Consider the following 24,087-nt stretch of genomic DNA (forward strand, 5'->3'; position numbering starts at 1 on the left):
TGTCAACCCCTACTTCTTGTCAGTTTCCAGTCGTTCTTTCAAACGAAAGCCTAAATCAATTATACCCAAGATTCGCGCGAAGAGTGGAATAATTGGTAAAATCACTAAGGAAATAACGAAAATAATGGGAATAGCTTTTGGCAGTGATTTCTTGTAACAGTAGTAAAAGACTACTGTACATCCTTGAATAATCATAATGTTTCCAAGGAACCAGTACACATTCCAGATGAGCAGATAAGGAGTGGTGCCTTCTTCTGCTCCAATCAATGTAAGCACAATTGCCGCCAGATAAAACCACAGCAGCGACTTCGGAAAATTCCACTCCCGAAAAGGGGGGAAAGGCTCATACGGTATCGATAGTCTTTTTAAAAAGTAATGGGCAATCGCCTGGGTAATAACAGCGAATCCGGCACCGGCACTTACCATAATGACAGGAATCATATAGCCAATTTGAATGACTACTTCACCCATTGCCTCTACGCTGTCCGATCCGTCCTGGCCAATCGAGTTCAGCATGGATTCTGCCTGCACAGCTGAATCCCTCATCACATTTTGAAGTGTTTCTACGGGATTAATGTTAAAAACAAGAATCGTTACCGCATAGATTACCATAAGGCTTGTTACGTATGCGAGTGATCCCCCTACTAAAACAAACAAAGGTTCTTTTTTTCTGCGGATCATTTCGCCTACGGTAATACCGCCAAGGCCGAACATTAATACAAAAGGAACCCCTGTCAGGCCGCCGATAAATAAAGACAGCAGAAATAACACAATAAACATTACGAGCGCGCTTCGAAGACCGTAGCGTGCCGTATAAATCAGAAAAGGCAATGGCAAAAACCATAATAAAATATAAACAAGAGGAGGGACAAATATAGTAAGCAGCATTAGTATAATAAATAATCCGCTCAGTATCGCACCCTCCGTTAAGCTTCTCGTCCGCTGCAATCCGTTCACCCCATCTGTTGGTATAAAAAAGCTGGTCACACGCTCAAAAAAGCTGCCTGTAAGAAAGGCATTGCTTCATTGTAGCTTATGTAATAATAAATGCGCAAGCGAGCCGGAATCCGGTCTGATTACAGATTTCCCCTTTGCTTCTCTGCAGGGCGGGCAGGAAACTGAAAGTCTTTAAAAAGTATAAAAGAGCTTCTCCCCGGCTGAAAGTCCCCCGGAGAAAAGCTCTAATTATTTTCGTGCTCTATTGCTCTCTTACATATGGAATCAATGCTACGTGACGGGAGCGTTTGATCGCTCTAGTCAGCATACGCTGATATCTTGCGGAAGTTCCTGTTACACGACGTGGAAGAATCTTTCCACGCTCACTAATGAACTTATTAAGAAGGTTTACATCCTTATAATCGATCTTTTCGATCTTGTTCACCGTGAAGTAACAAACTTTCCGGCGCTTACCTCTGCGTTTACCCATGTTTTTCATCCTCCTTTGTTTTTTTACGTCTCTCACATTTTATTTCAGGAGAAGGGGATTAGAATGGTAAATCATCATCTGAAATATCGATAGGCTGGCCATCATTTGAAAACGGATCATCATTTAAATTAGACGAACCTTTATTTTGATTCTGCTGGCCATAGCCCTGCTGGCCGCTGCTGCTTCCTCCGCCATAGCTGCCCTGGCTTTGGGAACCGCCGCCTGCATTTTTAGGTTCAAGAAATTGAACGCTTTCGGCCTGTACTTCTACAACATATACACGTTTACCATCCTGGTTGTCATAGCTGCGGCTCTGAAGACGTCCGTCAACACCGGCAAGACTTCCTTTTTTGAGGAAGTTTGCTACATTTTCGGCCTGCTTTCTCCACGTTACACAGTTAAGAAAGTCCGCTTCGCGTTCTCCCTGCTGATTCGTAAACGGGCGGTTTACTGCAATGCCGAAATTTGCCACAGCTACACCATTAGGGGTGTATCGTAATTCAGGATCACGAGTTAATCGTCCAACTAGAACTACACGATTTATCATAAGTGCCCCTCCCCATTTTAGATCTTAGCCTTCATTTCTTACGATAAGATGGCGGATTACGTTATCATCTATTTTAACAAGACGATCGAATTCACTAGTAGCTTCGGAATTAGCCTGCGTGTAAATCACGACATAATGTCCATCAGTGAAATCATTGATTTCATAAGCTAGACGGCGTTTTCCCATTTGATCTACTTTTTCGATCTCTGCTCCGTTTTTCGTTAGAATTTCGTTATAACGTTCAACTGTTTGTTTCACGCCATCCTCATCTACGTTTGGAGCAATAATGTAAAGTACTTCGTACCTACGCATATTGCGTCACCTCCTTTTGGTCTAAGGCTCTTTTTCTTTGAAAAGAGCAAGGAGCAAAATTTAATAAAACGATTTTACTCACAATGTATAATTTTAGCATAGAAACTACTCTATAGCAATAAGTGAAGGTGATTTTCTACACATTAAAGCGGAAATGAATAACGTCGCCGTCTTTAACGATATATTCTTTTCCTTCTAAACGGACCTTGCCTGCCTCTTTGGCCGCGTTCATCGATCCTGTGGTCGTCAGATCCTCGTAGCTGACGGTTTCTGCACGGATAAAGCCGCGCTCAAAGTCCGTATGAATCACTCCGGCCGCCTGCGGTGCTTTCGTACCGCCTGTAATTGTCCAAGCGCGTACTTCCTGCTCGCCGGCTGTGAAGTATGTCTGCAGTCCCAGAAGCACATAGGCTGCGCGGATCAGCTGGTCCAAGCCAGATTCTTCAATGCCCAGATCCTGTAGAAACTCCTGCTTTTCCTCCGGATCGAGTTCAGCAATCTCTGCTTCAATTTTGGCGCAGACTGTAATTACCTCTGAGTTTTCGCCATCGGCAAATGCTTTAACTTTTTTCACCATTTCGTTATCTTCGCCGCTCACCAGGTCTTCTTCACTTACATTGGCTACGTATAAAATAGGCTTCATAGTAAGAAGCTGAAAGCCATTGACCATTTTCCGTTCTTCATCTGTCAAATCAAGGGCGCGTGCCGGCTTTTCTTCTTCAAAAACAGCAAGCAGCTTTTTAAGCACAGCATGCTCTGCCACCGCGTCTTTATCTCTTGATTTGGCCAGCTTGGCTACTTTAGCTTCCCGCTTTTCGATTGATTCCATGTCAGCTAAAATAAGCTCAAGATTAATGACTTCAATATCCCGGATTGGATCGACGCTGCCGGACACATGCGTCACATCTCCGTCATCAAAGCAGCGTACGACATGAGAAATGGCATCCACCTGGCGGATATGCGTCAAAAATTTATTCCCCAGGCCTTCGCCTTTGCTTGCTCCTTCTACAATGCCTGCAATGTCGGTAAATTCAAATGCCGTCGGAATTGTTTTTTTCGGTTTAACGAGAGCTGTTAATTTCTGCAGACGCTCGTCCGGTACCTCTACGATACCAACGTTCGGATCAATCGTGCAGAATGGATAATTGGCTGCTTCTGCTCCAGCCTGTGTGATTGCATTAAAAAGAGTAGACTTCCCTACGTTAGGAAGACCTACAATACCAGTTGTTAAAGCCATCTTTTCACGTCCTTTTTTATAATCATCGGCTGATTTCAGCCCTTTTCTTTCTATAGTATAGAAAGGCGTTTCAGGAAACACAAGGAAGAAACGTTATTTTGGGTCTTCTTTTGTATTTCCGGTTACTTTTTTCAATTTTTTCTGAAATTCTCTTCTCGGAAGCATGACACTGTGCCCGCACCCCTGACATTTAATACGGATGTCTGCCCCAAGTCTGATAATTTCCCAGCTGTTTTCTCCACAAGGGTGAGCTTTTTTCATTTGAACAACGTCATGCATCTGGTACGAGTCAAGTGCCATTTTCTGCCTCCAGTCTTTTTATCCTTTTTTTTCCATTTTAAAGGGTATAAAGATTTATTTTTAGAACCCGGCTGCTTTTTTAAATTAAAGCGTAAAAAAGCGGGTATATAGAAGTAATATGTCATTTATAACCAAATGCGTCATTTAAGGAGGAGAGCTGCATGTTTAGGAAACAAAGCCGCCCGGGTCATCCACCTGATTCTTTATACTTGGATACCGCGTCCGAACAGACACCGGCGATTCTTTCTAATACTTTAACAGATGTCTTATCAACTGTCCCGGAAACTTCTGAAATAGTCATTGTATGCATCGGCACCGACCGTTCTACCGGCGATTCCTTAGGACCGCTTACCGGCACCCTGCTCACCAAAAACAAACTTGATAATTTTCAGGTTTACGGTACACTTGCATCTCCGGTGCATGCTGTTAATTTGGAAGAAACATTAGCTGACATTCAGATGCGTTATACATCTCCATATATTATTGCCGTAGATGCCTGCCTTGGCCGCGTTAAGAACGTCGGGTCTTTACACTTCGAAGACGGACCTGTTTATCCCGGAGCTGCAATGAAAAAGGACCTGCCTCCCGTTGGCCGGGTTCATATTACAGGAATTGTCAACGTGGGTGGAATGATGGAGTTTTTCGTGCTCCAGAATACCCGTCTCCATGTTGTTATGGAGATGGCTGAAAGCCTGTCCGAAAGTTTTGTCCTTGCCGACAGACGCCTGCAGGGAAAAAAATTAATCGAAAAAGCCTACCAGGACCGTCCAATTCCAATGGCGGGAAAAGCCGTCAAACACGAAGCCTGACCTTTAAAGCCGAGAAAATCGGCTTACATACGCTACAGCAGATAGATCCCCGTTACAATGACTGCTACAACCGGTATAGCCGGAAGCAGGTTCGCCACCCGGATATCAAGAATCCCTGCCAGTTTAAGACCAATCCCCAGAATCATAATTCCGCCTGTACCTGTCATTTCTGTAATAAACATTTCTCTTAGTTCCACCGGCACGAACTGATCAATCTGCCCTGCCAGCAGCGCAATACTGCCTTGATACAATACCACTGGTATAAAGGAGAACGCAACACCAAAACCGAGGGTGGCCGTAAACAACACTGCTGTAAAACCGTCCAGCATCGACTTAGTGTAAAGGACGTTATGATCGAGCCTTAACCCGCTGTCCAGTGCTCCTAGTACAGCCATTGCCCCAACTACATATACAAGGGTCGCTGTAACAAACGCTTTAGCTACTGCCCCTTCGCTTCCTCTGCCACCACTGCGCTTTTCAATCCATTTCCCCAGCCTATTTAACTTATCTTCCAGCTGAATTCGTTCTCCTATCCAGCCACCAATTACAAGACTTCCGATAACTATTAAGAACTGTTCGCTTGCCAGCCCCATTTGTATGCCTAAAAGCATAACTGCCAGGGCCAGGGCCTGCATTATAGTCGTTTTGTATCGTTCCGGAATATTATGAAAGACCAGTCCCAACAAAGACCCAACAATGATCGCTGCCCCATTCACCAGCGTGCCTAATAACACCATGCCCTCTCACCTTCTACTCTTTCTTTATCTTAACAAAATAAAACCCCCGAACCGGGGGTTATTCATCTTTATCTAAAAGCTCAATAATCCGCTTTAAATCTTCCTCCGAGAAAAAGTCAATTTCAATTTTCCCTTTTTTCTTTCCCTGCTTGATTGCCACCTTCGTACCAAAGTAAGATTTAAGGCTGTTCTCCGTCGAACGGATAAAAATAGAAGGCGAAGGCTTTGATGTTTCACGTGAAACATCCTCCTTTTTTTCGTGCATGGCCTTTATTATTTCTTCCGTCTTCCGTACGTTCCACTGGTTCTTCACAATATCACGGGCCAGCTGTTCAATCGTTTTCTTTTCTTTAATACCAAGAAGCGCTCTGGCGTGGCCCATCGTCAATTCTTTTTTTTCCACCATCTGCTGGACGCTTTTAGGAAGCTGCAGAAGCCTCAAATAATTTGTAATGTGCGGACGGCTTTTACCGACCCGCTTTGCCAGCTCGTCTTGAGTAAACGACAGGTGGTCCATCAGCTTTTCATACGCTTTGGCTTCTTCCAGCGCATTTAGATTTTCCCTCTGCAGGTTTTCAATCAGGGCGATCTCCATCATCTGTTCATCTGTCAGCTGCTTTACAATTGCCGGCACGGTTTGAAGACCGGCTATTTTGGAAGCCCGGAGGCGTCTTTCCCCGGCTACAATATCGTAGCCTTTAATACTTTTTCTAACAATAAGGGGCTGAACGACTCCCTGGGCTGAAATCGATTCGCTCAGCTCCCGGAGAGCTTCCTTGTCGAAAACCTGCCGGGGCTGGTAAGGGTTCGGACGGAGCTGGTTTACATCAATGTCCTGCACTGCTTCTGTTTTCGCTGTTTTTTCCTCTGGGAAAAAAGCATTCAGTCCTCTGCCTAGTCCTTTAGCCACTCGCGACCACTTCCTTTGCTAAATCTAAGTAAACTTCGGCCCCTTTTGATCTGGCGTCATAGCTGATAATCGGAAGGCCATGGCTTGGCGCTTCGCTCAGCCGGACATTTCTTGGAATAATTGTTTTATACACTTTTTCCCGAAAATACTTTTTAACTTCTTCAATGACCTGAAGTCCAAGGTTTGTACGGGCATCAAGCATAGTCAAAAGAACACCTTCAATCGCGAGATCGTGATTTAAATGCTTCTGCACGAGCCTGACCGTATTCAACAGCTGACTTAACCCTTCTAATGCGTAGTATTCACACTGTACTGGAATAAGGACCGAATCAGAGGCTGTTAGCGCATTTATCGTTAACAACCCGAGAGAAGGCGGACAATCAATAATGATATAATCATAATCTTTAATAACGTCCCGGAGGGCGTTCTTTAAACGAACTTCCCTGGAAATAGTAGAAACAAGCTCGATCTCAGCGCCGGAAAGCTGGATAGTAGCAGGAACAACATCCAAGCTGTCCACGCTTCCGGGCCGGATAATGTCTTTAATCTCAACATCATCCACCAAAAGGTTGTAAATACATTTATCCACTTCACCTTTTTCGATGCCGGCTCCGCTCGTCGCATTTCCTTGAGGATCCATATCAACAAGAAGTACTTTTTTTCCAAGATATGCAATGCAGGCGCTGATATTTACTGCTGTTGTCGTTTTCCCAACGCCGCCTTTTTGATTAGCAATGGCTACTACTTTGGCCATCGTTACACCTACTTTCTCTCCTGCTGCTTCATTTATTATATGTAAAGCCTGGATGCATTATCCGAATAGTGTTAGTAAAAACTGTATTTAAGCGGATTTTCTTTCTTTTTTTATTCTATCATGTTTTGTGAAAAAATTCGCAACAGTTCTCCTTTTGTTGGTCTTTTTCCTCATTTTTCAATCAACGCATAAAAAAACAGCCTGATTAACGTACCAGGCTGCCTTGCAGTATTTAAACAATCGGCTCTTTAGAAGGTGTCCCCGCCTTACGGGGGTAAGCTTTTGGTGTTTTTTTCTCTTTCACAACCTGCAAAATGCAGCGTTGGCTGTTTTCTACCGGGAGTGTAAACGAATATTCGTTCTTCCACACTCCACCGAGCAGGCTGCAGGCTTTTTCCGCTTCAGCTTTCTCCTCCAGCCCTGTAGATCCTTTCATTGCAATAAATGTACCGCCAATTTTTGTAAAAGGCAGGCACAGCTCGGCGAGGACCGGCATCCGGGCGACTGCTCTTGCAACGACAATGTCGTAGGCTTCCCGGTGTTCTTTCATTCGCGCAAGCTGCTCTGCACGCTCATGAACAAAGTGAATATCGTTTAAACCGAGGACCCCTGCTACCTCTTTTAAAAACGTGATCCGCTTTTTTAACGAGTCCGCGATCGTCATTTCAATATGAGGGAAACATATTTTCAAGGGAATACTTGGAAAACCCGCTCCTGCCCCGATATCAATAGCTTTCTGCGGCCGATCTGTGGTCGGAAATGCTTTTACTGCAGTAATAGAATCAAAAAAGTGTTTTTCATATACTTCATCTTCTTCTGTAATACCTGTTAAGTTCATTTTTTTATTCCATTCTACAAGCAGCGTGTAATACTCTTCGAACTGCTTGAGCTGATGGGCGGATAAGGTGATGCCTTCGGCCGCTGCCCACTCTGGAAATTGTGCTTTGCTCATCGTTCTCCTCCTCTGTCTGTTTACATAGCAAAAAAAAGAGCGTCCGTAAGGAACGGACGCTCGCTCAGCTTCCTTTAAGCTTCCCCTACTCTGGCAAGCTTTCCCTGCTCCAGATAAACAAGAAGAATCGAAATATCTGCGGGATTCACTCCTGACACCCTTGACGCCTGTCCGACAGATAATGGTTTCACTTCTGTCAGCTTTTGACGTGCTTCGGTCGCAATGCTGCTGATAACACTGTAGTCCAGATTTTCCGGTATTTTCTTCATTTCCATTTTTTTCATTTTATTAACTTGATCAAGCTGTTTGGAAATGTAGCCTTCGTACTTTGTCTGAATTTCAACCTGTTCGGCTACATCCGGAGTGACAAGGCTTGTAAAGCCGGTAAATGGAAAAATATCGTCGTATCCAAGCTCCGGACGTTTCAGCAGGTGCATCGCTGTTGCCGTCTCTTTAATAATAGACGAATTTTTTGAAGCGAGCATTTCCTCGAGTTCAGGACTCGGCTGGATGCTGGCTTTTTTCATCCGCTGTTTTTCCTGCTCAATGGCTTCTTTCTTCGATAGAAAACGGTCATAGCGTTCCTGCTCGATCATACCTGCCTGATAGCCGATTTCTGTCAGCCGGAGGTCAGCGTTATCGTGGCGCAGAAGCAGACGGTATTCTGCTCTTGACGTTAACAAGCGGTAGGGTTCATTGGTGCCTTTCGTAACCAGATCATCAATCATTACACCAATGTAGGCATCTGAACGATCCAAAATCACCTGTTCTTTGCCCTGGGCTTTAAGAGAAGCGTTCATTCCAGCCATCAGGCCCTGTCCTGCAGCCTCTTCGTACCCGGATGTTCCGTTGATCTGTCCGGCAGTAAATAAATTTTCTACTTTTTTCGTTTCCAGTGTAGGCCATAACTGTGTCGGAACCATCGCATCATACTCAATAGCGTAGCCCGGACGCATCATCTTGACGTTTTCCAGACCAGGAATAGACTGCAGAATCTTGAACTGCACGTCTTCCGGCAGGCTGGTCGACAGTCCCTGTACATATACTTCTGTCGTATTTCTACCTTCCGGTTCTAAGAAAATCTGGTGCTTCGGCTTATCGTTAAAGCGGACAATTTTATCTTCGATGGACGGACAGTACCTTGGTCCGGTTCCTTCAATCATGCCGGAATACATAGGAGAACGGGACAAATTATCGTTAATAATCTGATGGGTCGCTTCTCCTGTATACGTCAGCCAGCAGGGAAGCTGATCGGTAATAAACTTGGTCGTTTCATAAGAAAAAGCACGGGGCTGATCATCTCCCGGCTGAATTTCTGTTTTGCTGTAGTCGATGCTGTTGCCGTTCACACGCGGCGGGGTTCCCGTTTTAAAACGGACCAGTTCAAAGCCGAGAGCCTTTAGTTCATGAGACAGCTGAACCGAGGGCTGCATGTTGTTCGGTCCGCTTTCATAAGCCAGTTCTCCCAGAATAATTTTTCCGCGCAGGTACGTGCCGGTTGTAATAACGACGGTACTGCTTGTATATTCCGCTCCAGTGTTCGTCACTACCCCTTTACATACATTATTTTCCACAATCAATTTCTCCACCAGTCCCTGGCGCAGGGTAAGGTTTTCCTGTTCTTCGATTGTCTTTTTCATTTCATGCTGATACATAAATTTATCGGCCTGGGCTCTAAGAGCGCGTACAGCAGGCCCTTTTCCTGTATTGAGCATTTTCATTTGAATATGCGTTTTGTCGATATTTTTTGCCATTTCTCCGCCAAGAGCATCTAATTCACGTACGACTATTCCTTTTGCAGGGCCTCCCACTGAGGGATTACAAGGCATAAAAGCAACAGCGTCGAGATTCAATGTAAGCATGAGTGTTTTTGAGCCTGAACGAGCTGCTGCAAGTCCGGCTTCAACTCCTGCATGCCCGGCTCCGATGACTATAACGTCATACGTACCGCCTTCATAATTCATTCATGTGCCTCCTTATAATAGTTAAATATGGAAAAAAAGTAATTTAATTATTATTTTTCTATTTATTTTCCTAAACAAAATTGAGAAAAAAGCTGATCAATAAGGCCATCATGCACATTTTCACCAATAATTTCACCAAGCATTTCCCATGCTCTCGTAATATCAATTTGGATCATGTCGACAGGAACTCCCATTTCAACGGCTTCCAGGGCATCTTCGAGGATTTGTCTGGTCTGGTTCAGCAGACCAACGTGTCTGGCATTGGAAATATAACTTAAATCCGATCCTTCAATACCTTCGTCAAAAAAGAGGCTCGATACTGCCTGCTCCAGCTCATCAATGCCTTCGTCTTTTAATAAAGAAGCTGCAATAACAGGCCGTCCGGAAGCCAGTTCCCGTACACGGTCTTCATCTATTTTTTTGTCCAGGTCTGTTTTGTTTAAAAGAATGACCGCATTCAGTCCGTGTATTGCTTTAAACAGCGCTTCGTCTTCCACAGACAGTACTTCCGCACTGTTGAGCACCAGCAGGATCAGTTCAGCTTCCTGCAGAGCCTTTCTGGAGCGTTCTACGCCGATTTTTTCTACGATGTCTTCTGTATCCCGAATACCGGCAGTATCAATAAGACGCAGCGGAACGCCGCGTATATTTACGTACTCTTCCAGGACATCCCGGGTTGTACCGGGGATGTCGGTAACAATAGCTCTATTTTCATGAATCAGGCTGTTCATTAAAGAGGATTTTCCAACGTTGGGACGCCCGATGATTGCAGTACCCAGCCCTTCGCGCAGAATTTTCCCCTGCTTGGCTGTAGAGAGCAGCTGATTCACTTCATCTCTTACATGCGACGTGTGTTTCTTTAAATTGTCGAGCGTTACTGATTCCGCATCAAATTCAGGGTAGTCAATATTAACCTCCACATGAGCTACCGTTTCCAGCAGTTCCCGGCGCAGGCGTCTCACCCTTTCCGAAAATCGGCCTTCCACCTGCTTCACGGCTGCATGCATCGCTTTATCGGTTTTAGCCCGGATCAGATCCATGACACCCTCTGCCTGGGAAAGATCAATTCTCCCATTAAGAAAAGCCCGTTTCGTGAATTCCCCAGGTTCAGCCAGCCTTGCGCCGGCACTGAGTACCAGGTCCAGAACCCGGTTAACCGAGACCAGTCCGCCGTGGCAGTTTATTTCTATAATATCTTCTCTTGTAAATGTCCGGGGAGCTTGAAGCACAGACACCATGACTTCTTCCACCGTTTCATTTGTCTGTGGATCCATGATGTGGCCATAGTGAATCGTATGGGTGTCTGCCTCCTGTACTCTTTTCTTTCCTTTATACAGTGTATCAGCAATAGAAAAAGCCTGCTCACCGCTCAATCGGACGATGGCAATAGCTCCTTCGCCGACGGGAGTGGAAATAGCGGCTATTGTATCAAATTCCATTCTAACTCTCGCTCCTCAGAATGAATAATAGTTTGCTTACATTATTTCATCTAGTTTTGTATTCCTAACTAAATAGAATAGCATAGGAATGAGTTTTCGGAAAGCATTGATTATCCACATGTGGATAACTACCCTGCCTTTATCTCCTTTCCTTCTTTTTATACACAAAAAAGCCACTCCTGCTTATCAGGAATGGCTCATCGTAATAATATCCGTATTGAGTATTAAGAAAGACGCTTTTACTTTTTCGAAAGGAAGATAGCTACGTAGCGGTGAGGTTCTTTTCCCTCGGAAGCTGTTTCAATATCTTTTTCGTTTTGAAGCGCTGCGTGAATGATTTTTCGTTCCCGTGAACTCATAGGCTCCAGTACTACTTTCCGCTTTGTTTTCCGGGCTTTGTCAGCAAGTCTCGCTGCCAGCTGATGGAGCGCCTCACGGCGTCGTTCCCGGTAGTTTTCGGCATCCAGCGTGATACGGGAATACTTATCAGAATAACGATTCGCTGCTAAATTCACCAGATATTCAAGTGAATCAAGCGTTTTCCCGCGTTTTCCAATTAATACACCAAGATCTTCGCCTTGAATATCAAAAAGAACTTCTTTTTTCTTTTCTGTAATTACTATTTCAGCTTTCGTACCCATCTCTTTTAACACCTGAGTAAGAAAAGCAGCCGCTTCTTTCGTCGGGTCCTGCTTTATCTTCGCTTCAATAATAGCGGGTTTTCCTTTGAATAACCCCAGAAATCCCTTTACCGGCACTTGTACAAGTTCATATTCAAGCTGATCTTCTTCAATACTCAATTCCAATAGTGCGTTAGCTTTCGCTTCTTCTATTGTTTTTCCGGATACTGTTACTGTTTTCACTTCTTCTTCACTCCTCCAGCTTTAGGTTCTTTCGGTCCGCCTTCGCTGACCCCATCTGCTGTTTTTGCATCACGTTTGTTTCTTGCACCAGGTCCTGTAATGAAATATGTCTGGATAATCATAAACAGGTTACCAATAACCCAGTAAAGTGCCAGGGCAGATGGGAAGAAGAAGGCAAATCCACCAATCATAAACGGCATCATATACATAAGCATTTTCATTTGCGGGTTATCTGAAACCATCATCATTTTTTGTTGAATGAATGTAGTAACACCTGCAATGATCGGAAGTATATAGTCAGGCTGACCAAGCTGGAACCATAGAAATTCGTGTGTACCAATCTCTCTCGTCCGCATAATAGCGTGGTAGAAAGCGATAAGAATAGGCATTTGAATGAAAATTGGAAGACAACCGGCCAACGGATTAATTCCTTTGGACTGGAACAATTTCATCGTCGCCTGCTGCAGCTCCTGCTGCGTCTTCTGGTCCTTCGCTGAATACTTTTCTCTCAGCTTTACAAGCTCAGGCTGCACTTCCTGCATCGCTTTTGCGCTTTTTGTCTGTTTGATCATTAAAGGAAGAATCAGAATACGAAGCATAATCGTTACAACAATGATGGACATGCCGTAGCTTTCTCCCAATGCCTCTGCGATATAAATAATTAACCACGATAATGGATAAACAAAATACGAATTCCAAATACCTTCACTGTCCGCGTCAATTGGCTGATTTACGTCAAAACAACCTGCCATGACAGTCATTACAGCAACAAGCATTGCCACTAAACCTAATTTCTTTCGCACTAACGCTTCCTCCTTGATAAAAAACATCTTCAATATAGTGTAATACTGCCGGGCCTTATTTAAGAAAAAGGGAAGTTATTAAATTACAAATAATTCCATTAAATTAAAAATTTGTATGTATAGTTTGTTTTACTGCTGAATATATACAATTATAATGGTAAAATATTGAAATATATAAGTAAGCGTTCGCTTTTCCCAAAAAAAAGAGCCCTTAACCATTTTAGCGAATATAAAAAGATAAAGAAAGAAAAGCCTGCTTCCTGTTTTAGGAAGACCGGCTGCCGCTTTTTCGCAATACATGTTTAAAGCTTTTCTTTAATTCTTCATATTCCATTTCTAAAGCCGGCTTACGAGCGATAATAACATAATCTTTTTTTGGATCAAGAAAATCATCCAGTTCTTTTAATACTTCTCTAAGAAGGCGTTTCATTCTGTTTCTAGTGACCGCGTTACCGAGTTTGCGGCTTACGGTAACACCTACGCGGTATTCAGACTGGGCAGGCTTCTTGAGAACATACAGAACAAACTGGCGGTTCGCATATGACGATCCTTTATCAAAGACCATGCTGAACTCATGATTCTTTTTTAATTTGTGCTTTCTTTTCAAAACAGCGGCACCTCCGCCAGAGCCTTCAACAGACCATATGCTTAATTAGCAGCAAAGCTGCCTTGCTTGCTTGAGAAACAAGCCCTTACAGGACTGCACAGCCGCCCTGCAGCTTACTTGATCAGGACGTGCTGGTGCTTGCCTGTAAGGAAAAGTAAAAAAAGACCACTGTCAATATCAGTGGCCTTAGGCAGATAGTACTTTTCTTCCTTTACGACGGCGGTTTTTAATGATGTGACGGCCGTTTTTTGTACTCATTCTTGTACGGAAGCCATGATTCTTTTTGCGCTTACGGTTATTTGGATTAAACGTTGGTTTTCCCATTCTTAGCACCTCCTGGTGAGTAATTTATCGTTCTGTTGTGCTTTGTTTCTTCTATATCCCAGCCTTTATATTCTCAAAGAATCAATTCGATTGCTTAAGCCGAAAGGTTACTTTACTGAAATATAATCTCTTGCACATTCCCGTAAAATTATATAGAGAAACAGGGGCATCTGTCAATAGCAATCTTTTAATGAAGCATCCGGTCAAAAAAATAATAGAAGTCCCGAAACAAAAAAAGTAGTGTGGATAACTTTTCCGCAGCAATTTTACCTTTTCATAGAGTTACATACAGGATATACACACAATATAGTAGTGTGGACAAGTGTTACCCACAAGTTATTGATTATGTGGATAACTATTAAAAAGTCCGTTGTTTTCGCTTTTTATTTTTGATATGATAGTTATGTTTTCCTCTGGATAACTTTGTGAAGTAAAATACTTATCCACACCTGTTGATAACTTTGTGCATAACTTTCCACAGGCTCTGAATAGTTTTTCCACATAAAAAAGACTCATGTGGATAAGACGATTATGTACTATACTAGTTGTTATCCACTTCTTATCAAGAACCCTTTTTAAGAAAACTATACGAATTATTCCTTATACATAGGTTTAACTGCTATTAAATTTTTTTCATTGGTGGCATTGAATAGTTTTACCGTGTACTATGGGACCGGCATGTAAAAAAAAATAGATGGATACACCAGACTCGGTGGTGAACCGAGTTTTTTTTATCCGCTTATGTAATAAATAAAGTAATAAAGAGATACGAAAAGGAGGGTAAGAGAGTGCTGGAAAATATTAACGACCTATGGAACCAAACGCTTGAAATTATGAAGGAAAAAGTAAGCAAGCCAAGCTACGAAACATGGCTGAAAGCAACCAGGGCTTCGGAATTATACGATGATACGATCGTCGTTACTGCACCAAATGAGTTTGCCCGTGACTGGCTTGAAAACCGCTATTCTTCTTTAATATCCGATACATTAAATGATCTGACTGGTTCGGAACTAGATGTAAAGTTCATTATTCCTGAAGCGGAAAACACTGATGAATTTACGGTCCCGGCCACGCCGAATGCTAAAAGAGAAAAAGAAGACAGTTCGGAAAATGTACCTAAAAGTATGCTTAACGATAAATATTCTTTTGATACATTTGTTATCGGCTCCGGGAACCGTTTTGCCCACGCAGCTTCGCTCGCCGTAGCGGAAGCGCCGGCAAAAGCGTATAATCCACTGTTTATTTACGGGGGAGTCGGACTTGGCAAAACCCACTTAATGCATGCAATCGGACATTACGTGATCGATCATAATCCAAACGCCAGAGTCGTATATTTATCTTCAGAAAAATTCACCAATGAGTTTATTAACTCCATTCGGGATAATAAAACGGTGAACTTTCGGAACAAATACAGAAATGTGGACGTGCTGTTAATCGATGATATTCAATTTTTAGCAGGAAAAGAACAGACCCAGGAAGAGTTTTTCCATACGTTTAATGCCCTTCATGAGGAATCCAAGCAAATCGTTATTTCCAGTGACCGGCCGCCTAAAGAGATCCCTACATTGGAAGACCGGCTGCGTTCCAGGTTTGAATGGGGACTGATTACCGATATTACGCCGCCTGATCTGGAAACAAGAATTGCTATTCTCCGAAAAAAAGCAAAAGCAGAAAAGCTTGATATACCAAACGAAGTCATGCTTTATATCGCCAACCAGATAGACACAAACATCCGGGAGCTCGAAGGTGCTTTAATCCGGGTCGTAGCCTATTCGTCCTTAATCAATCAGGACATGAATGCTGATCTTGCAGCAGAAGCATTAAAAGATATTATTCCAAACAGCAAACCAAAGAAAGTAACAATTGATGATATTCAGCGGCTCGTTGCAAGCCAGTACAGCCTGCAGCCTCAAGAGTTGAAAGCAAAAAAACGAACAAAGGTTATCGCGTTTCCAAGGCAGATTGCAATGTATTTGTCCCGGGAAATGACCGAGTTTTCGCTGCCTAAAATTGGAGAAGAATTTGGAGGACGCGACCATACAACAGTTATTCATGCGCACGAAAAAATCTCTAAAATGGTTCATTCAGACAGCGACTTTCAAAAGCAGCTTAAAGAGCTTATGGATCAGCTCAAAGCGTAGTGAGGATAACATTTTAGTTGTCAACAATCCGTCCACATGTGGATAACCCCGGTATAATTGGGGTTGCTTAACTTATCCACACTATCCACAGCCCCTACTACTACGACTATAAATTATTAAAATATATAATAAAGGAGTCTACCTATGCATTTTACAATTCAACGAGATGCTTTCGTTCACAGTGTTCAGCACGTTAACAAGGCTGTCTCTTCCAGAACAACCATTCCAATCCTTACAGGAATCAAGATAGAAGCGACTAATTACGGAGTAACATTGACAGGAAGCGACTCAGATATTTCCATAGAGACTNCACAGTGTTCAGCACGTTAACAAGGCTGTCTCTTCCAGAACAACCATTCCAATCCTTACAGGAATCAAGATAGAAGCGACTAATTACGGAGTAACATTGACAGGAAGCGACTCAGATATTTCCATAGAGACTTTTATACCTGCCAGCGACGAAGAAAAAGAGTATGTAACGATAAAAGAAGAGGGAAGCATTGTACTACAGGCCCGTTTTTTTGCTGAAATTGTTAAAAAGCTTCCGGGAGAAGAGATTGAAGTCGCGGTTCAGGATCAATTTGCCACAACTCTTCGTTCAGGCAGCGTTGTTTTTAATCTTAACGGGCTTGATCCGGAAGAATACCCGAGACTTCCACAGCTTGATGAAGACAATCATTTTCAAATGCCGCAGAACCTGCTTAAAGATATGGTGCGGCAGACCGTATTTGCCGTGTCCACTCAGGAAACACGCCCCGTGTTGACAGGTGTAAACCTCGAAGGCGAAGAATCTGAATTAATCTGTACTGCAACAGACAGCCACAGGCTTGCCATGCGTAAGGCGGCAGTAGAAACAAAAACCGGTGCCATGTCGTTATCTAATGTGGTCATTCCAGGAAAAAGCCTGAACGAATTAAACAAAGTACTCGAAGATTCTGCCGAACTAGTGGATATTATCGTTACGGAAAGCCAAGTGTTATTTAAATTTGAAAATCTCCTGTTTTTCTCCAGACTTCTGGACGGCAAATACCCGGTTACGAAAAACATGATTCCTGATCACGCTAAAACAGAACTTGTGCTTCGGACGAAAGAACTTTTGTCTTCACTCGAACGTGCGCTGCTTCTTTCAAGAGAGGCAAAAAACAATGTGATTAACTTAAAAACAATGGAGAACAACGAAATAGAAGTAAGCTCTGTATCCGCAGAGGTTGGGAAAGTAACAGAAAAGATTTCATGTGATACAATGGAGGGAGAAGAACTGCGCATTTCGTTTAATGGCAAAAACATTATGGACGCGCTGAAAGTAATCGACAGCGAAACTATCAAGATCCGCTTTACTGGAGCGATGAGTCCTTTTACTGTCCAGCCGACAGATCATGATCAAATGCTGCATTTATTTTCTCCTGTAAGAACCTACTAAAACACACATGCCTCTGGGTTGAAAAAGCCAGGGGCTTTTCTGATGAAAGAGCGCAGCATCAAGTATGTAAGCGTCGATTTCATATTGGCTTTATAGACGGAAATTTAGTAAAATATAAGATGATATAGTATGTCATTTCATTTTTGGCATAGGAGGCCCGGTATATGAATAATTCGATTGAAATAACGAAAGAATATATAACGCTCGGACAGCTTTTAAAAGAAGCCGGAGTCATTGATACCGGCGGTATGGCGAAGATTTTTCTGCTGGAGTATACCGTCTTTGTTAACAAAGAACAGGATCAGCGCAGAGGCCGTAAGCTGTATCCCGGTGATGTGGTTGAAATTGAAGGCGCTGGAGTTTTTGAAATAGCTTCCAGCTCTAATTGAGGAAAAGAGATTGCATATAAACGAAATTTCTTTGAAGCAGTATCGTAATTACAACCAGCTGACCCTCCCGGTTGAAAATGAAATAAATGTTATACTTGGAGAAAATGCGCAGGGGAAAACAAACTTTATGGAAGCCATTCATGTGCTTGCATTTGCTAAGTCACATCGAACCTCCAAAGATAAGGAACTAATTCAGTGGGATCAGGAGTTCGCCAGAATCAGCGCGGAAGTTACAAAGAAAAACGGACCTGCTTCCCTTCAGGTGATTTTGTCGGAAAAAGGCAAAAAAGCAAAAGTGAATGGGCTGGAGCAGAAAAAGCTGAGCCAGTATATTGGCTCCTGCAATGTTGTTATGTTTGCTCCGGAAGATTTATCCCTCGTTAAGGGCGGTCCCAACCTGAGAAGACGCTTCCTCGATATGGAAATAGGCCAGATCAGTTCGGTCTACCTTCATGATCTTGGTATTTACCAGAAAATACTCAAACAAAGAAATCAGCTGCTTAAAGACATCTTTCCCTCTGCTACAAAAGAACAGGATATGATGCTTCAGGTGCTGACAGACCAACTTGTTCAAACGGCCTCTAAAGTTATCGGAAGGCGTTTTTCTTTTTTAAAGATGCTGCGTACCTGGGCTCAGGATATTCACTGGCAGATCAGCCGGCAGATGGAAAAGCTTGATATTGAATACAGTTCGTCTGCAGAAGTAGAAGAGGGGATGGATGAAAAAGCGATCTCTACTGCTCTCCATCAGGCCTTTGAAAAAGCCGCGGATCGTGAAATAAGACGCGGCATATCTCTGGTCGGTCCTCACCGTGATGAACTTATTTTAAAAATAAATGGCAAAGAAGCACAGACGTATGGTTCGCAGGGGCAGCAGCGGACAGCAGCCCTGTCGTTGAAACTGGCAGAAATTGAACTTATCCATGACAACATTGGAGAGTATCCGATTCTGCTTCTTGATGATGTTCTCTCAGAACTTGATCATTTCAGACAGTCCCATCTGCTTCATGCAATTCAGGGAAAAGTACAGACGTTTGTCACAACGACGAGTATTGACGGCATTGAACACGAAACGCTAAAGAAAGCTTCAACATTTCATGCAGGCAACGGCCTGCTGACACCAGCAGAGTAGGGAGGAAGGCATATGTTTATTCATTTGGGCGGGGATATGATTATCCGGTCAAAAGATGTAGTCGCTATTCTCGATGAAACTTCCCATGCCTCTTCAAAAGACACCGCCCGTTTTATGGACGCCCGGCAAAACAGCCAGGTGGTGGAAATTGCAGAGGATTATACGAAATCAGTAGTGGTTACGCATGACAAAGTGTACTTATCTCCCATTTCTTCTTTAACATTGAAGCGTCGGGCGCAGGTCATTTCAGAAATAGAAGATTTCAGCGAAGAATAACAGACAGGCATACATTTGGAATATGGTAATGGAAGAGAAGGTGAATGTAATTGGCAATGGATCCAAACTCATATGATGAAAGCCAGATTCAGGTCCTCGAAGGCCTGGAGGCAGTTAGAAAACGTCCCGGCATGTACATTGGCTCAACTAGTTCCAGAGGACTTCACCACCTTGTGTGGGAAATTGTCGATAACAGCATTGATGAAGCAATGGGTGGTTATTGTGACTACATTTCCATTGTCATTGAAAAAGACAACAGCATTACCGTCCAGGATAACGGACGCGGCATTCCGGTCGGAAACCATGAAAAAATGGGACGTCCGGCTGTAGAAGTCATTATGACTGTCCTGCACGCAGGCGGTAAATTCGGCGGCGGCGGCTATAAAGTGTCAGGCGGCCTTCACGGCGTCGGGGCTTCTGTAGTAAATGCGCTGTCAGAGATATTGGAAATTGAAGTTCATCGTGAGGATCACGTCTATCAGCAGACATACCGCAGAGGTATACCTCAGCAGGATCTGAAGATGGTAGGAGATACAGACGTTACCGGAACGAAGATTCATTTCAAACCGGATGCTGATATTTTTACAGAAGTAACCGTATTTGATTATGAAATTCTGGCAACCCGTCTGCGTGAGATCGCTTTTCTAAATAAGGGACTCCGCATTTCCCTGAAAGACGAACGGGAAGATGGAAAAGAAGTAGAGTATCACTATGAAGGCGGGATTGCCTCCTTTGTGGAATATTTAAACCGCCAGAAAGAAGCACTCCACGGAGAGCCGATTTTTATTGAAGCCGATAGAGATGGAACAAAAATAGAAATTGCCGTGCAGTATAACGATAGTTATACGAGCAACATTTATTCCTTTGCCAATAACATCAACACCCACGAAGGCGGAACGCACGAGTCCGGCTTTAAGACAGGACTCACAAGGGTAATAAACGATTATGCAAGACGAAATAATCTATTTAAAGAAAGTGATCCTAACTTAGTCGGAGACGATGTCAGAGAAGGTCTGACAGCTATTATCTCTGTAAAAATACCGGACCCGCAGTTTGAAGGCCAGACGAAAACAAAGCTTGGCAACAGCGAAGTCCGTACGGTTACTGATTCATTGTTCAGCGAACACTTTTCCCGCTTTCTTGCTGAAAACCCGGATACGGCCCGCAAAATTGTAGATAAAGGTCTCATGGCTTCAAGAGCAAGAGATGCAGCCAAAAAAGCCCGTGAATTAACAAGAAGAAAAAGTGCCCTGGAAGTTAGTTCTTTACCTGGTAAGCTTGCCGACTGTTCATCCAAGGACGCTTCAATCAGTGAAATCTACATCGTAGAGGGGGATTCTGCCGGAGGCTCAGCCAAGCAGGGACGCGATCGTCATTTCCAGGCGATTCTGCCGCTCCGCGGGAAAATTATTAACGTAGAAAAAGCACGACTGGATAAAATTCTTGGAAACAATGAAATCCGTACGATTATTACCGCACTCGGTACGGGCATTGGAGAAGAGTTCGATATTGAAAAAGCAAGATACCACCGCATCATTATTATGACCGATGCGGACGTGGACGGGGCGCACATTCGGACGTTGATCCTAACGTTTTTCTACCGCTATATGAGGCCTTTGATTGAAAGAGGCTATATTTATATCGCCCAGCCGCCTTTGTATCAGGTGAAACAGGGAAAGACAATCCGTTATGCTTTTGATGAAAAAGAAAGAGACCAGATCTTTTCTGAGCTTTCGGCCCATCCAAAACCGGGTGTGCAGCGCTATAAGGGTCTCGGCGAGATGAATCCGGATCAGCTTTGGGAGACTACGATGGATCCCGAGGGCCGTGCCCTGCTGCAGGTGGAATTAGAAGATGCAATGAAGGCAGATGAAGTGTTTGAAATGTTAATGGGAGAGCGGGTGGAGCCGCGCCGTGACTTTATTCAGGCAAATGCCCATTACGTAAAAAACCTGGACATTTAACAGCGCCCGGCGGGGTCATAATCAGGAATTAGAACGGCTTGAAACAGGAGGTTACAACATTGGCAGAGAATGAATCAAGAGTAACAGGCATAAATATCGGCCAGGAAATGAGAACCTCTTTCCTGGATTACGCGATGAGCGTTATCGTAAGCCGTGCTCTTCCAGATGTTAGAGATGGAATGAAGCCGGTTCACCGGCGTATTTTGTATGCAATGAACGAACTCGGCATGACGCCGGATAAACCTTTTAAGAAATCCGCACGTATTGTCGGAGAAGTTATTGGTAAGTACCATCCACACGGTGATTCTGCGGTGTATGAAACGATGGTGCGGATGGCGCAGGATTTCAGCTATCGCAATATGTTGATAAGCGGGCACGGTAACTTTGGTTCAGTAGATGGAGATGCCGCAGCTGCAATGCGTTATACGGAAGCACGCCTGGCCAAGATCTCCATGGAATTGGTGCGCGACTTAAACAAGGACACGATTGATTTTCAGGAAAACTATGATGGGAACGAAAGAGAGCCGATGGTCCTTCCGGCCCGTTTTCCTAACCTTCTTGTAAATGGAGCTTCCGGGATTGCAGTGGGAATGGCAACGAATATTCCTCCCCACCAGCTTGGAGAGGTCATTGACGGCGTGCTTGCCGTAGCTGACAATCCGGATATTACAATCCCGGAACTTATGGAATATATTCCAGGGCCGGACTTTCCGACAGGTGCCTCGATTATGGGACGCCTCGGTATTAAACGTGCATATCAGACCGGCCGCGGTTCTATTATTATCCGCTCAAAAGCGGAGATTATAGAGCAGAAAAACGGCAAGCAGACGATTATTGTGGATCAGCTTCCCTATCAGGTCAATAAAGCCCGTCTGATTGAAAAAATTGCCGAATTGGCCCGTGATAAAAAGATCGAAGGCATTACGGATCTGCGTGATGAATCCGACCGGAACGGCATGAGAATTGTCATTGAAGTCAGAAGAGACGCCAATGCCAATGTTCTTTTAAATAACTTATACAAGCAGACCTCCCTGCAGACGAGCTTTGGTATTAACATGCTGGCTCTAGTAGACGGCCAGCCGAAAGTACTCAATCTAAAAGAAATGCTTTATCACTATTTGGAACATCAAAAAGTAGTAATTAAGCGACGTACGGCTTTTGAACTGAAAAAAGCCGAAGCAAGAGCTCATATTCTGGAAGGTCTACGGATTGCACTGGATCATATTGATAAAATTATTGCATTGATCCGCGGCTCCCAGACGACAGATGCGGCCAGAAACGGTCTTATGGAAGAATACGGGCTCAGCTATGAGCAGGCCCAGGCTATTCTTGATATGAGACTGCAGCGTTTGACCGGCCTGGAGCGCGACAAGATTGAAAACGAATACCAAGAGCTGTTAGAGCGCATTAACGAACTTAAAGCGATTCTAGACAGTGAAGAAAAGGTTCTCGAGATCATCCGGGAAGAACTGCAGGATGTAAAAGAGCGTTTTAATGATAAACGCCGTACCGGCATCGAAGCAGGGGAAAACCAGATTGAAGATGAAGACCTTATTCCACGACAAAATGTGGTTATTACCATTACCCACAATGGCTATCTAAAGCGGATGCTCAGCAGCACCTACCGCAGCCAGAAACGCGGCGGACGCGGCGTACAGGGAATGGGAACCAATGATGAGGATTTCGTGGAGCATTTGTTTACCACAGGTTCCCACCAGACGATTCTTTTCTTTACGAACAAAGGAAAAGCCTACCGGTTGAAAGCTTACGAAATACCGGAACTGTCCCGGACTGCCAAAGGCATCCCGGCGATTAACCTTCTTCAAATCGAAAAAGATGAATACATTAGTACGGTGATGCCGGTGGAAGAATTTACAGATGATACGTATCTGTTCTTCCTGACCAAGAAAGGAATCTCCAAGCGTTCTCCTTTGTCTGCTTTTTCCAACATCCGTAAAGGCGGTTTGTTTGCCATAAACGTCAGGGAAGATGACGAGCTTTACGGCGTGAGGCTGACAAAAGGAGAAGACCATATTATTCTCGGAACAAAGCACGGCATGGCTATTCATTTTCTTGAACAGGACGTCCGCGCGATGGGACGTACCGCTTCCGGCGTAAAAGCGATCAGTCTAACAGGTGAGGATGAAATCGTCGGCATGGATATCGCCAGCGAGGACCGTGATGTACTGGTTGTGACAGACAAAGGGTACGGTAAACGTACTCCAATCAGTGAATTCAAGGTGCAGCACCGCGGTGGTAAAGGCCTGAAGGCGACAAACCTGACGGAACGAAATGGCACGCTTATCGCGATGAGATGTGTTGGAGAAGAGCAGGAAATCATGATTATGACGGCCCATGGGGTACTAATCCGGATGAGCGTAGAAGGTATTTCGACGATGGGACGCTATGCTCAGGGTGTCCGTTTAATCCGCCTTGGCGACGGAGAACTCGTTTCTACCGTAGCCCCTGTAGATTCTCCTGAAGAAGAAGCTTTGCTGGAAGACGCCCTGCTCGAAGGCGAAACAGCCGAGCCGCTTTCTTCAGATGATACGGAACCGACAGAAACAGATAACGAAAACGATGATACAACCAATGACGGCCCGGAAGAGCCTGAAGAATAATGCATAACAGGCAGCCCTTTATCAGGGCTGCTTTTTATATAGACCGGTGAAAAAAGGGATATTTTCCTGTTATTAGAAAAGTAAGCCTTATCAGTTTTCGGAATGTTTAAACATATGCATATTAGTCGTGACAGCATAGAAAAAAATGATAAGATATGAG

At 43.9% G+C, this 24,087-nt stretch carries 24 protein-coding genes and 1 pseudogene; 9 read left to right on the top strand and 16 right to left on the bottom strand.

Annotated elements, in window-relative coordinates; genetic code table 11:
- Positions 1 to 9: 9 nt before the first annotated feature.
- From AC5W2J_RS03905 to AC5W2J_RS03930, 6 genes are all read right to left on the bottom strand, one after another.
- Entirely contained in the window at positions 10 to 987 is a 978-nt protein-coding gene (locus tag AC5W2J_RS03905; protein ID WP_496058170.1) for a YybS family protein, read from the bottom strand.
- A gap of 211 nt (positions 988 to 1,198) precedes the next feature.
- Complete coding sequence (gene rpsR, locus AC5W2J_RS03910; protein WP_211327008.1) at positions 1,199 to 1,426, bottom strand: 30S ribosomal protein S18; 228 nt, start codon at positions 1,424 to 1,426, stop codon at positions 1,199 to 1,201.
- A gap of 58 nt (positions 1,427 to 1,484) precedes the next feature.
- Positions 1,485 to 1,973 (bottom strand): single-stranded DNA-binding protein, encoded by a 489-nt coding sequence (gene ssb, locus AC5W2J_RS03915; protein WP_496058171.1) that lies wholly within the window; start codon positions 1,971 to 1,973, stop codon positions 1,485 to 1,487.
- 24 nt (positions 1,974 to 1,997) lie between these two features.
- Entirely contained in the window at positions 1,998 to 2,285 is a 288-nt protein-coding gene (rpsF, locus tag AC5W2J_RS03920; protein ID WP_496058172.1) for a 30S ribosomal protein S6, read from the bottom strand.
- A 136-nt stretch (positions 2,286 to 2,421) separates the two neighbouring features.
- The gene (gene ychF, locus AC5W2J_RS03925) at positions 2,422 to 3,522 is read right to left on the bottom strand and encodes a redox-regulated ATPase YchF (RefSeq protein ID WP_496058173.1); all 1,101 of its coding nucleotides are present in this window, start codon (positions 3,520 to 3,522) and stop codon (positions 2,422 to 2,424) included.
- Between the two features lie 93 nt (positions 3,523 to 3,615).
- Complete coding sequence (locus tag AC5W2J_RS03930) at positions 3,616 to 3,822, bottom strand: DUF951 domain-containing protein (RefSeq protein WP_496058174.1); 207 nt, start codon at positions 3,820 to 3,822, stop codon at positions 3,616 to 3,618.
- Between the two features lie 161 nt (positions 3,823 to 3,983).
- Between AC5W2J_RS03930 and yyaC the strand changes: the two genes are divergently transcribed.
- Entirely contained in the window at positions 3,984 to 4,631 is a 648-nt protein-coding gene (gene yyaC / locus AC5W2J_RS03935; protein ID WP_496058175.1) for a spore protease YyaC, read from the top strand.
- A gap of 32 nt (positions 4,632 to 4,663) precedes the next feature.
- Here the strand turns inward: yyaC and AC5W2J_RS03940 are convergent, their stop codons facing one another.
- From AC5W2J_RS03940 to rpmH, 10 genes are all read right to left on the bottom strand, one after another.
- A complete protein-coding gene (locus tag AC5W2J_RS03940; protein WP_496058176.1) occupies positions 4,664 to 5,368 on the bottom strand; it encodes a DUF554 domain-containing protein in 705 nt (234 codons plus the stop codon).
- A gap of 58 nt (positions 5,369 to 5,426) precedes the next feature.
- Positions 5,427 to 6,278 (bottom strand): ParB/RepB/Spo0J family partition protein, encoded by an 852-nt coding sequence (locus tag AC5W2J_RS03945; RefSeq protein ID WP_496058177.1) that lies wholly within the window; start codon positions 6,276 to 6,278, stop codon positions 5,427 to 5,429.
- Entirely contained in the window at positions 6,271 to 7,032 is a 762-nt protein-coding gene (locus AC5W2J_RS03950) for a ParA family protein (protein WP_496058178.1), read from the bottom strand. The genes AC5W2J_RS03945 and AC5W2J_RS03950 overlap by 8 nt, the downstream gene beginning before the upstream one ends.
- A gap of 232 nt (positions 7,033 to 7,264) precedes the next feature.
- Positions 7,265 to 7,984, bottom strand: coding sequence for a 16S rRNA (guanine(527)-N(7))-methyltransferase RsmG (gene rsmG / locus AC5W2J_RS03955; protein WP_496058179.1), 720 nt, complete (start codon positions 7,982 to 7,984; stop codon positions 7,265 to 7,267).
- 74 nt (positions 7,985 to 8,058) lie between these two features.
- Entirely contained in the window at positions 8,059 to 9,948 is a 1,890-nt protein-coding gene (gene mnmG, locus AC5W2J_RS03960) for a tRNA uridine-5-carboxymethylaminomethyl(34) synthesis enzyme MnmG (protein ID WP_496058180.1), read from the bottom strand.
- 62 nt (positions 9,949 to 10,010) lie between these two features.
- Positions 10,011 to 11,387, bottom strand: a complete 1,377-nt coding sequence (gene mnmE / locus AC5W2J_RS03965; RefSeq protein WP_496058181.1) for a tRNA uridine-5-carboxymethylaminomethyl(34) synthesis GTPase MnmE — start codon at positions 11,385 to 11,387, stop codon at positions 10,011 to 10,013.
- A gap of 239 nt (positions 11,388 to 11,626) precedes the next feature.
- Entirely contained in the window at positions 11,627 to 12,250 is a 624-nt protein-coding gene (gene jag, locus AC5W2J_RS03970; RefSeq protein ID WP_496058182.1) for an RNA-binding cell elongation regulator Jag/EloR, read from the bottom strand.
- Positions 12,247 to 13,053 carry a YidC family membrane integrase SpoIIIJ gene (gene spoIIIJ / locus AC5W2J_RS03975; protein ID WP_496058183.1) on the bottom strand — a complete coding sequence of 269 codons (807 nt, stop codon included), beginning with the start codon at positions 13,051 to 13,053 and terminating at the stop codon, positions 12,247 to 12,249. The genes jag and spoIIIJ overlap by 4 nt, the downstream gene beginning before the upstream one ends.
- Positions 13,054 to 13,318: 265 nt before the next feature.
- Positions 13,319 to 13,660: a ribonuclease P protein component gene (gene rnpA, locus AC5W2J_RS03980; protein WP_496058184.1), complete on the bottom strand. Its 342-nt coding sequence runs from the start codon at positions 13,658 to 13,660 to the stop codon at positions 13,319 to 13,321.
- Between the two features lie 186 nt (positions 13,661 to 13,846).
- The gene (gene rpmH / locus AC5W2J_RS03985) at positions 13,847 to 13,984 is read right to left on the bottom strand and encodes a 50S ribosomal protein L34 (protein ID WP_252313708.1); all 138 of its coding nucleotides are present in this window, start codon (positions 13,982 to 13,984) and stop codon (positions 13,847 to 13,849) included.
- Between the two features lie 791 nt (positions 13,985 to 14,775).
- Between rpmH and dnaA the strand changes: the two genes are divergently transcribed.
- The 8 genes and pseudogenes from dnaA to gyrA all read left to right on the top strand — a co-directional run bounded on the left by dnaA (position 14,776) and on the right by gyrA (position 23,927).
- Positions 14,776 to 16,125 (top strand): chromosomal replication initiator protein DnaA, encoded by a 1,350-nt coding sequence (gene dnaA, locus AC5W2J_RS03990; RefSeq protein WP_496058224.1) that lies wholly within the window; start codon positions 14,776 to 14,778, stop codon positions 16,123 to 16,125.
- Positions 16,126 to 16,269: 144 nt separating this feature from the next.
- The gene (locus tag AC5W2J_RS03995) at positions 16,270 to 16,455 is read left to right on the top strand and encodes a hypothetical protein (protein ID WP_496058185.1); all 186 of its coding nucleotides are present in this window, start codon (positions 16,270 to 16,272) and stop codon (positions 16,453 to 16,455) included.
- Positions 16,439 to 17,545, top strand: a pseudogene (gene dnaN, locus AC5W2J_RS04000) (DNA polymerase III subunit beta); the annotation flags it as partial. The gene AC5W2J_RS03995 and the pseudogene dnaN, both read left to right, overlap by 17 nt.
- 164 nt (positions 17,546 to 17,709) lie before the next feature.
- The gene (yaaA, locus tag AC5W2J_RS04005; protein ID WP_496058186.1) at positions 17,710 to 17,934 is read left to right on the top strand and encodes a S4 domain-containing protein YaaA; all 225 of its coding nucleotides are present in this window, start codon (positions 17,710 to 17,712) and stop codon (positions 17,932 to 17,934) included.
- 10 nt (positions 17,935 to 17,944) lie between these two features.
- The gene (gene recF / locus AC5W2J_RS04010) at positions 17,945 to 19,066 is read left to right on the top strand and encodes a DNA replication/repair protein RecF (RefSeq protein WP_496058187.1); all 1,122 of its coding nucleotides are present in this window, start codon (positions 17,945 to 17,947) and stop codon (positions 19,064 to 19,066) included.
- A 12-nt stretch (positions 19,067 to 19,078) separates the two neighbouring features.
- Positions 19,079 to 19,342, top strand: a complete 264-nt coding sequence (remB, locus tag AC5W2J_RS04015) for an extracellular matrix regulator RemB (protein WP_496058188.1) — start codon at positions 19,079 to 19,081, stop codon at positions 19,340 to 19,342.
- 50 nt (positions 19,343 to 19,392) lie between these two features.
- Positions 19,393 to 21,306, top strand: a complete 1,914-nt coding sequence (gene gyrB / locus AC5W2J_RS04020) for a DNA topoisomerase (ATP-hydrolyzing) subunit B (protein WP_496058189.1) — start codon at positions 19,393 to 19,395, stop codon at positions 21,304 to 21,306.
- Between the two features lie 59 nt (positions 21,307 to 21,365).
- On the top strand, positions 21,366 to 23,927 hold the full coding sequence (gene gyrA, locus AC5W2J_RS04025) for a DNA gyrase subunit A (RefSeq protein ID WP_496058190.1): 2,562 nt from the start codon (positions 21,366 to 21,368) through the stop codon (positions 23,925 to 23,927).
- Positions 23,928 to 24,087 lie beyond the last annotated feature (160 nt).

Source organism: Sinobaca sp. SA16-1, assembly GCF_059510515.1.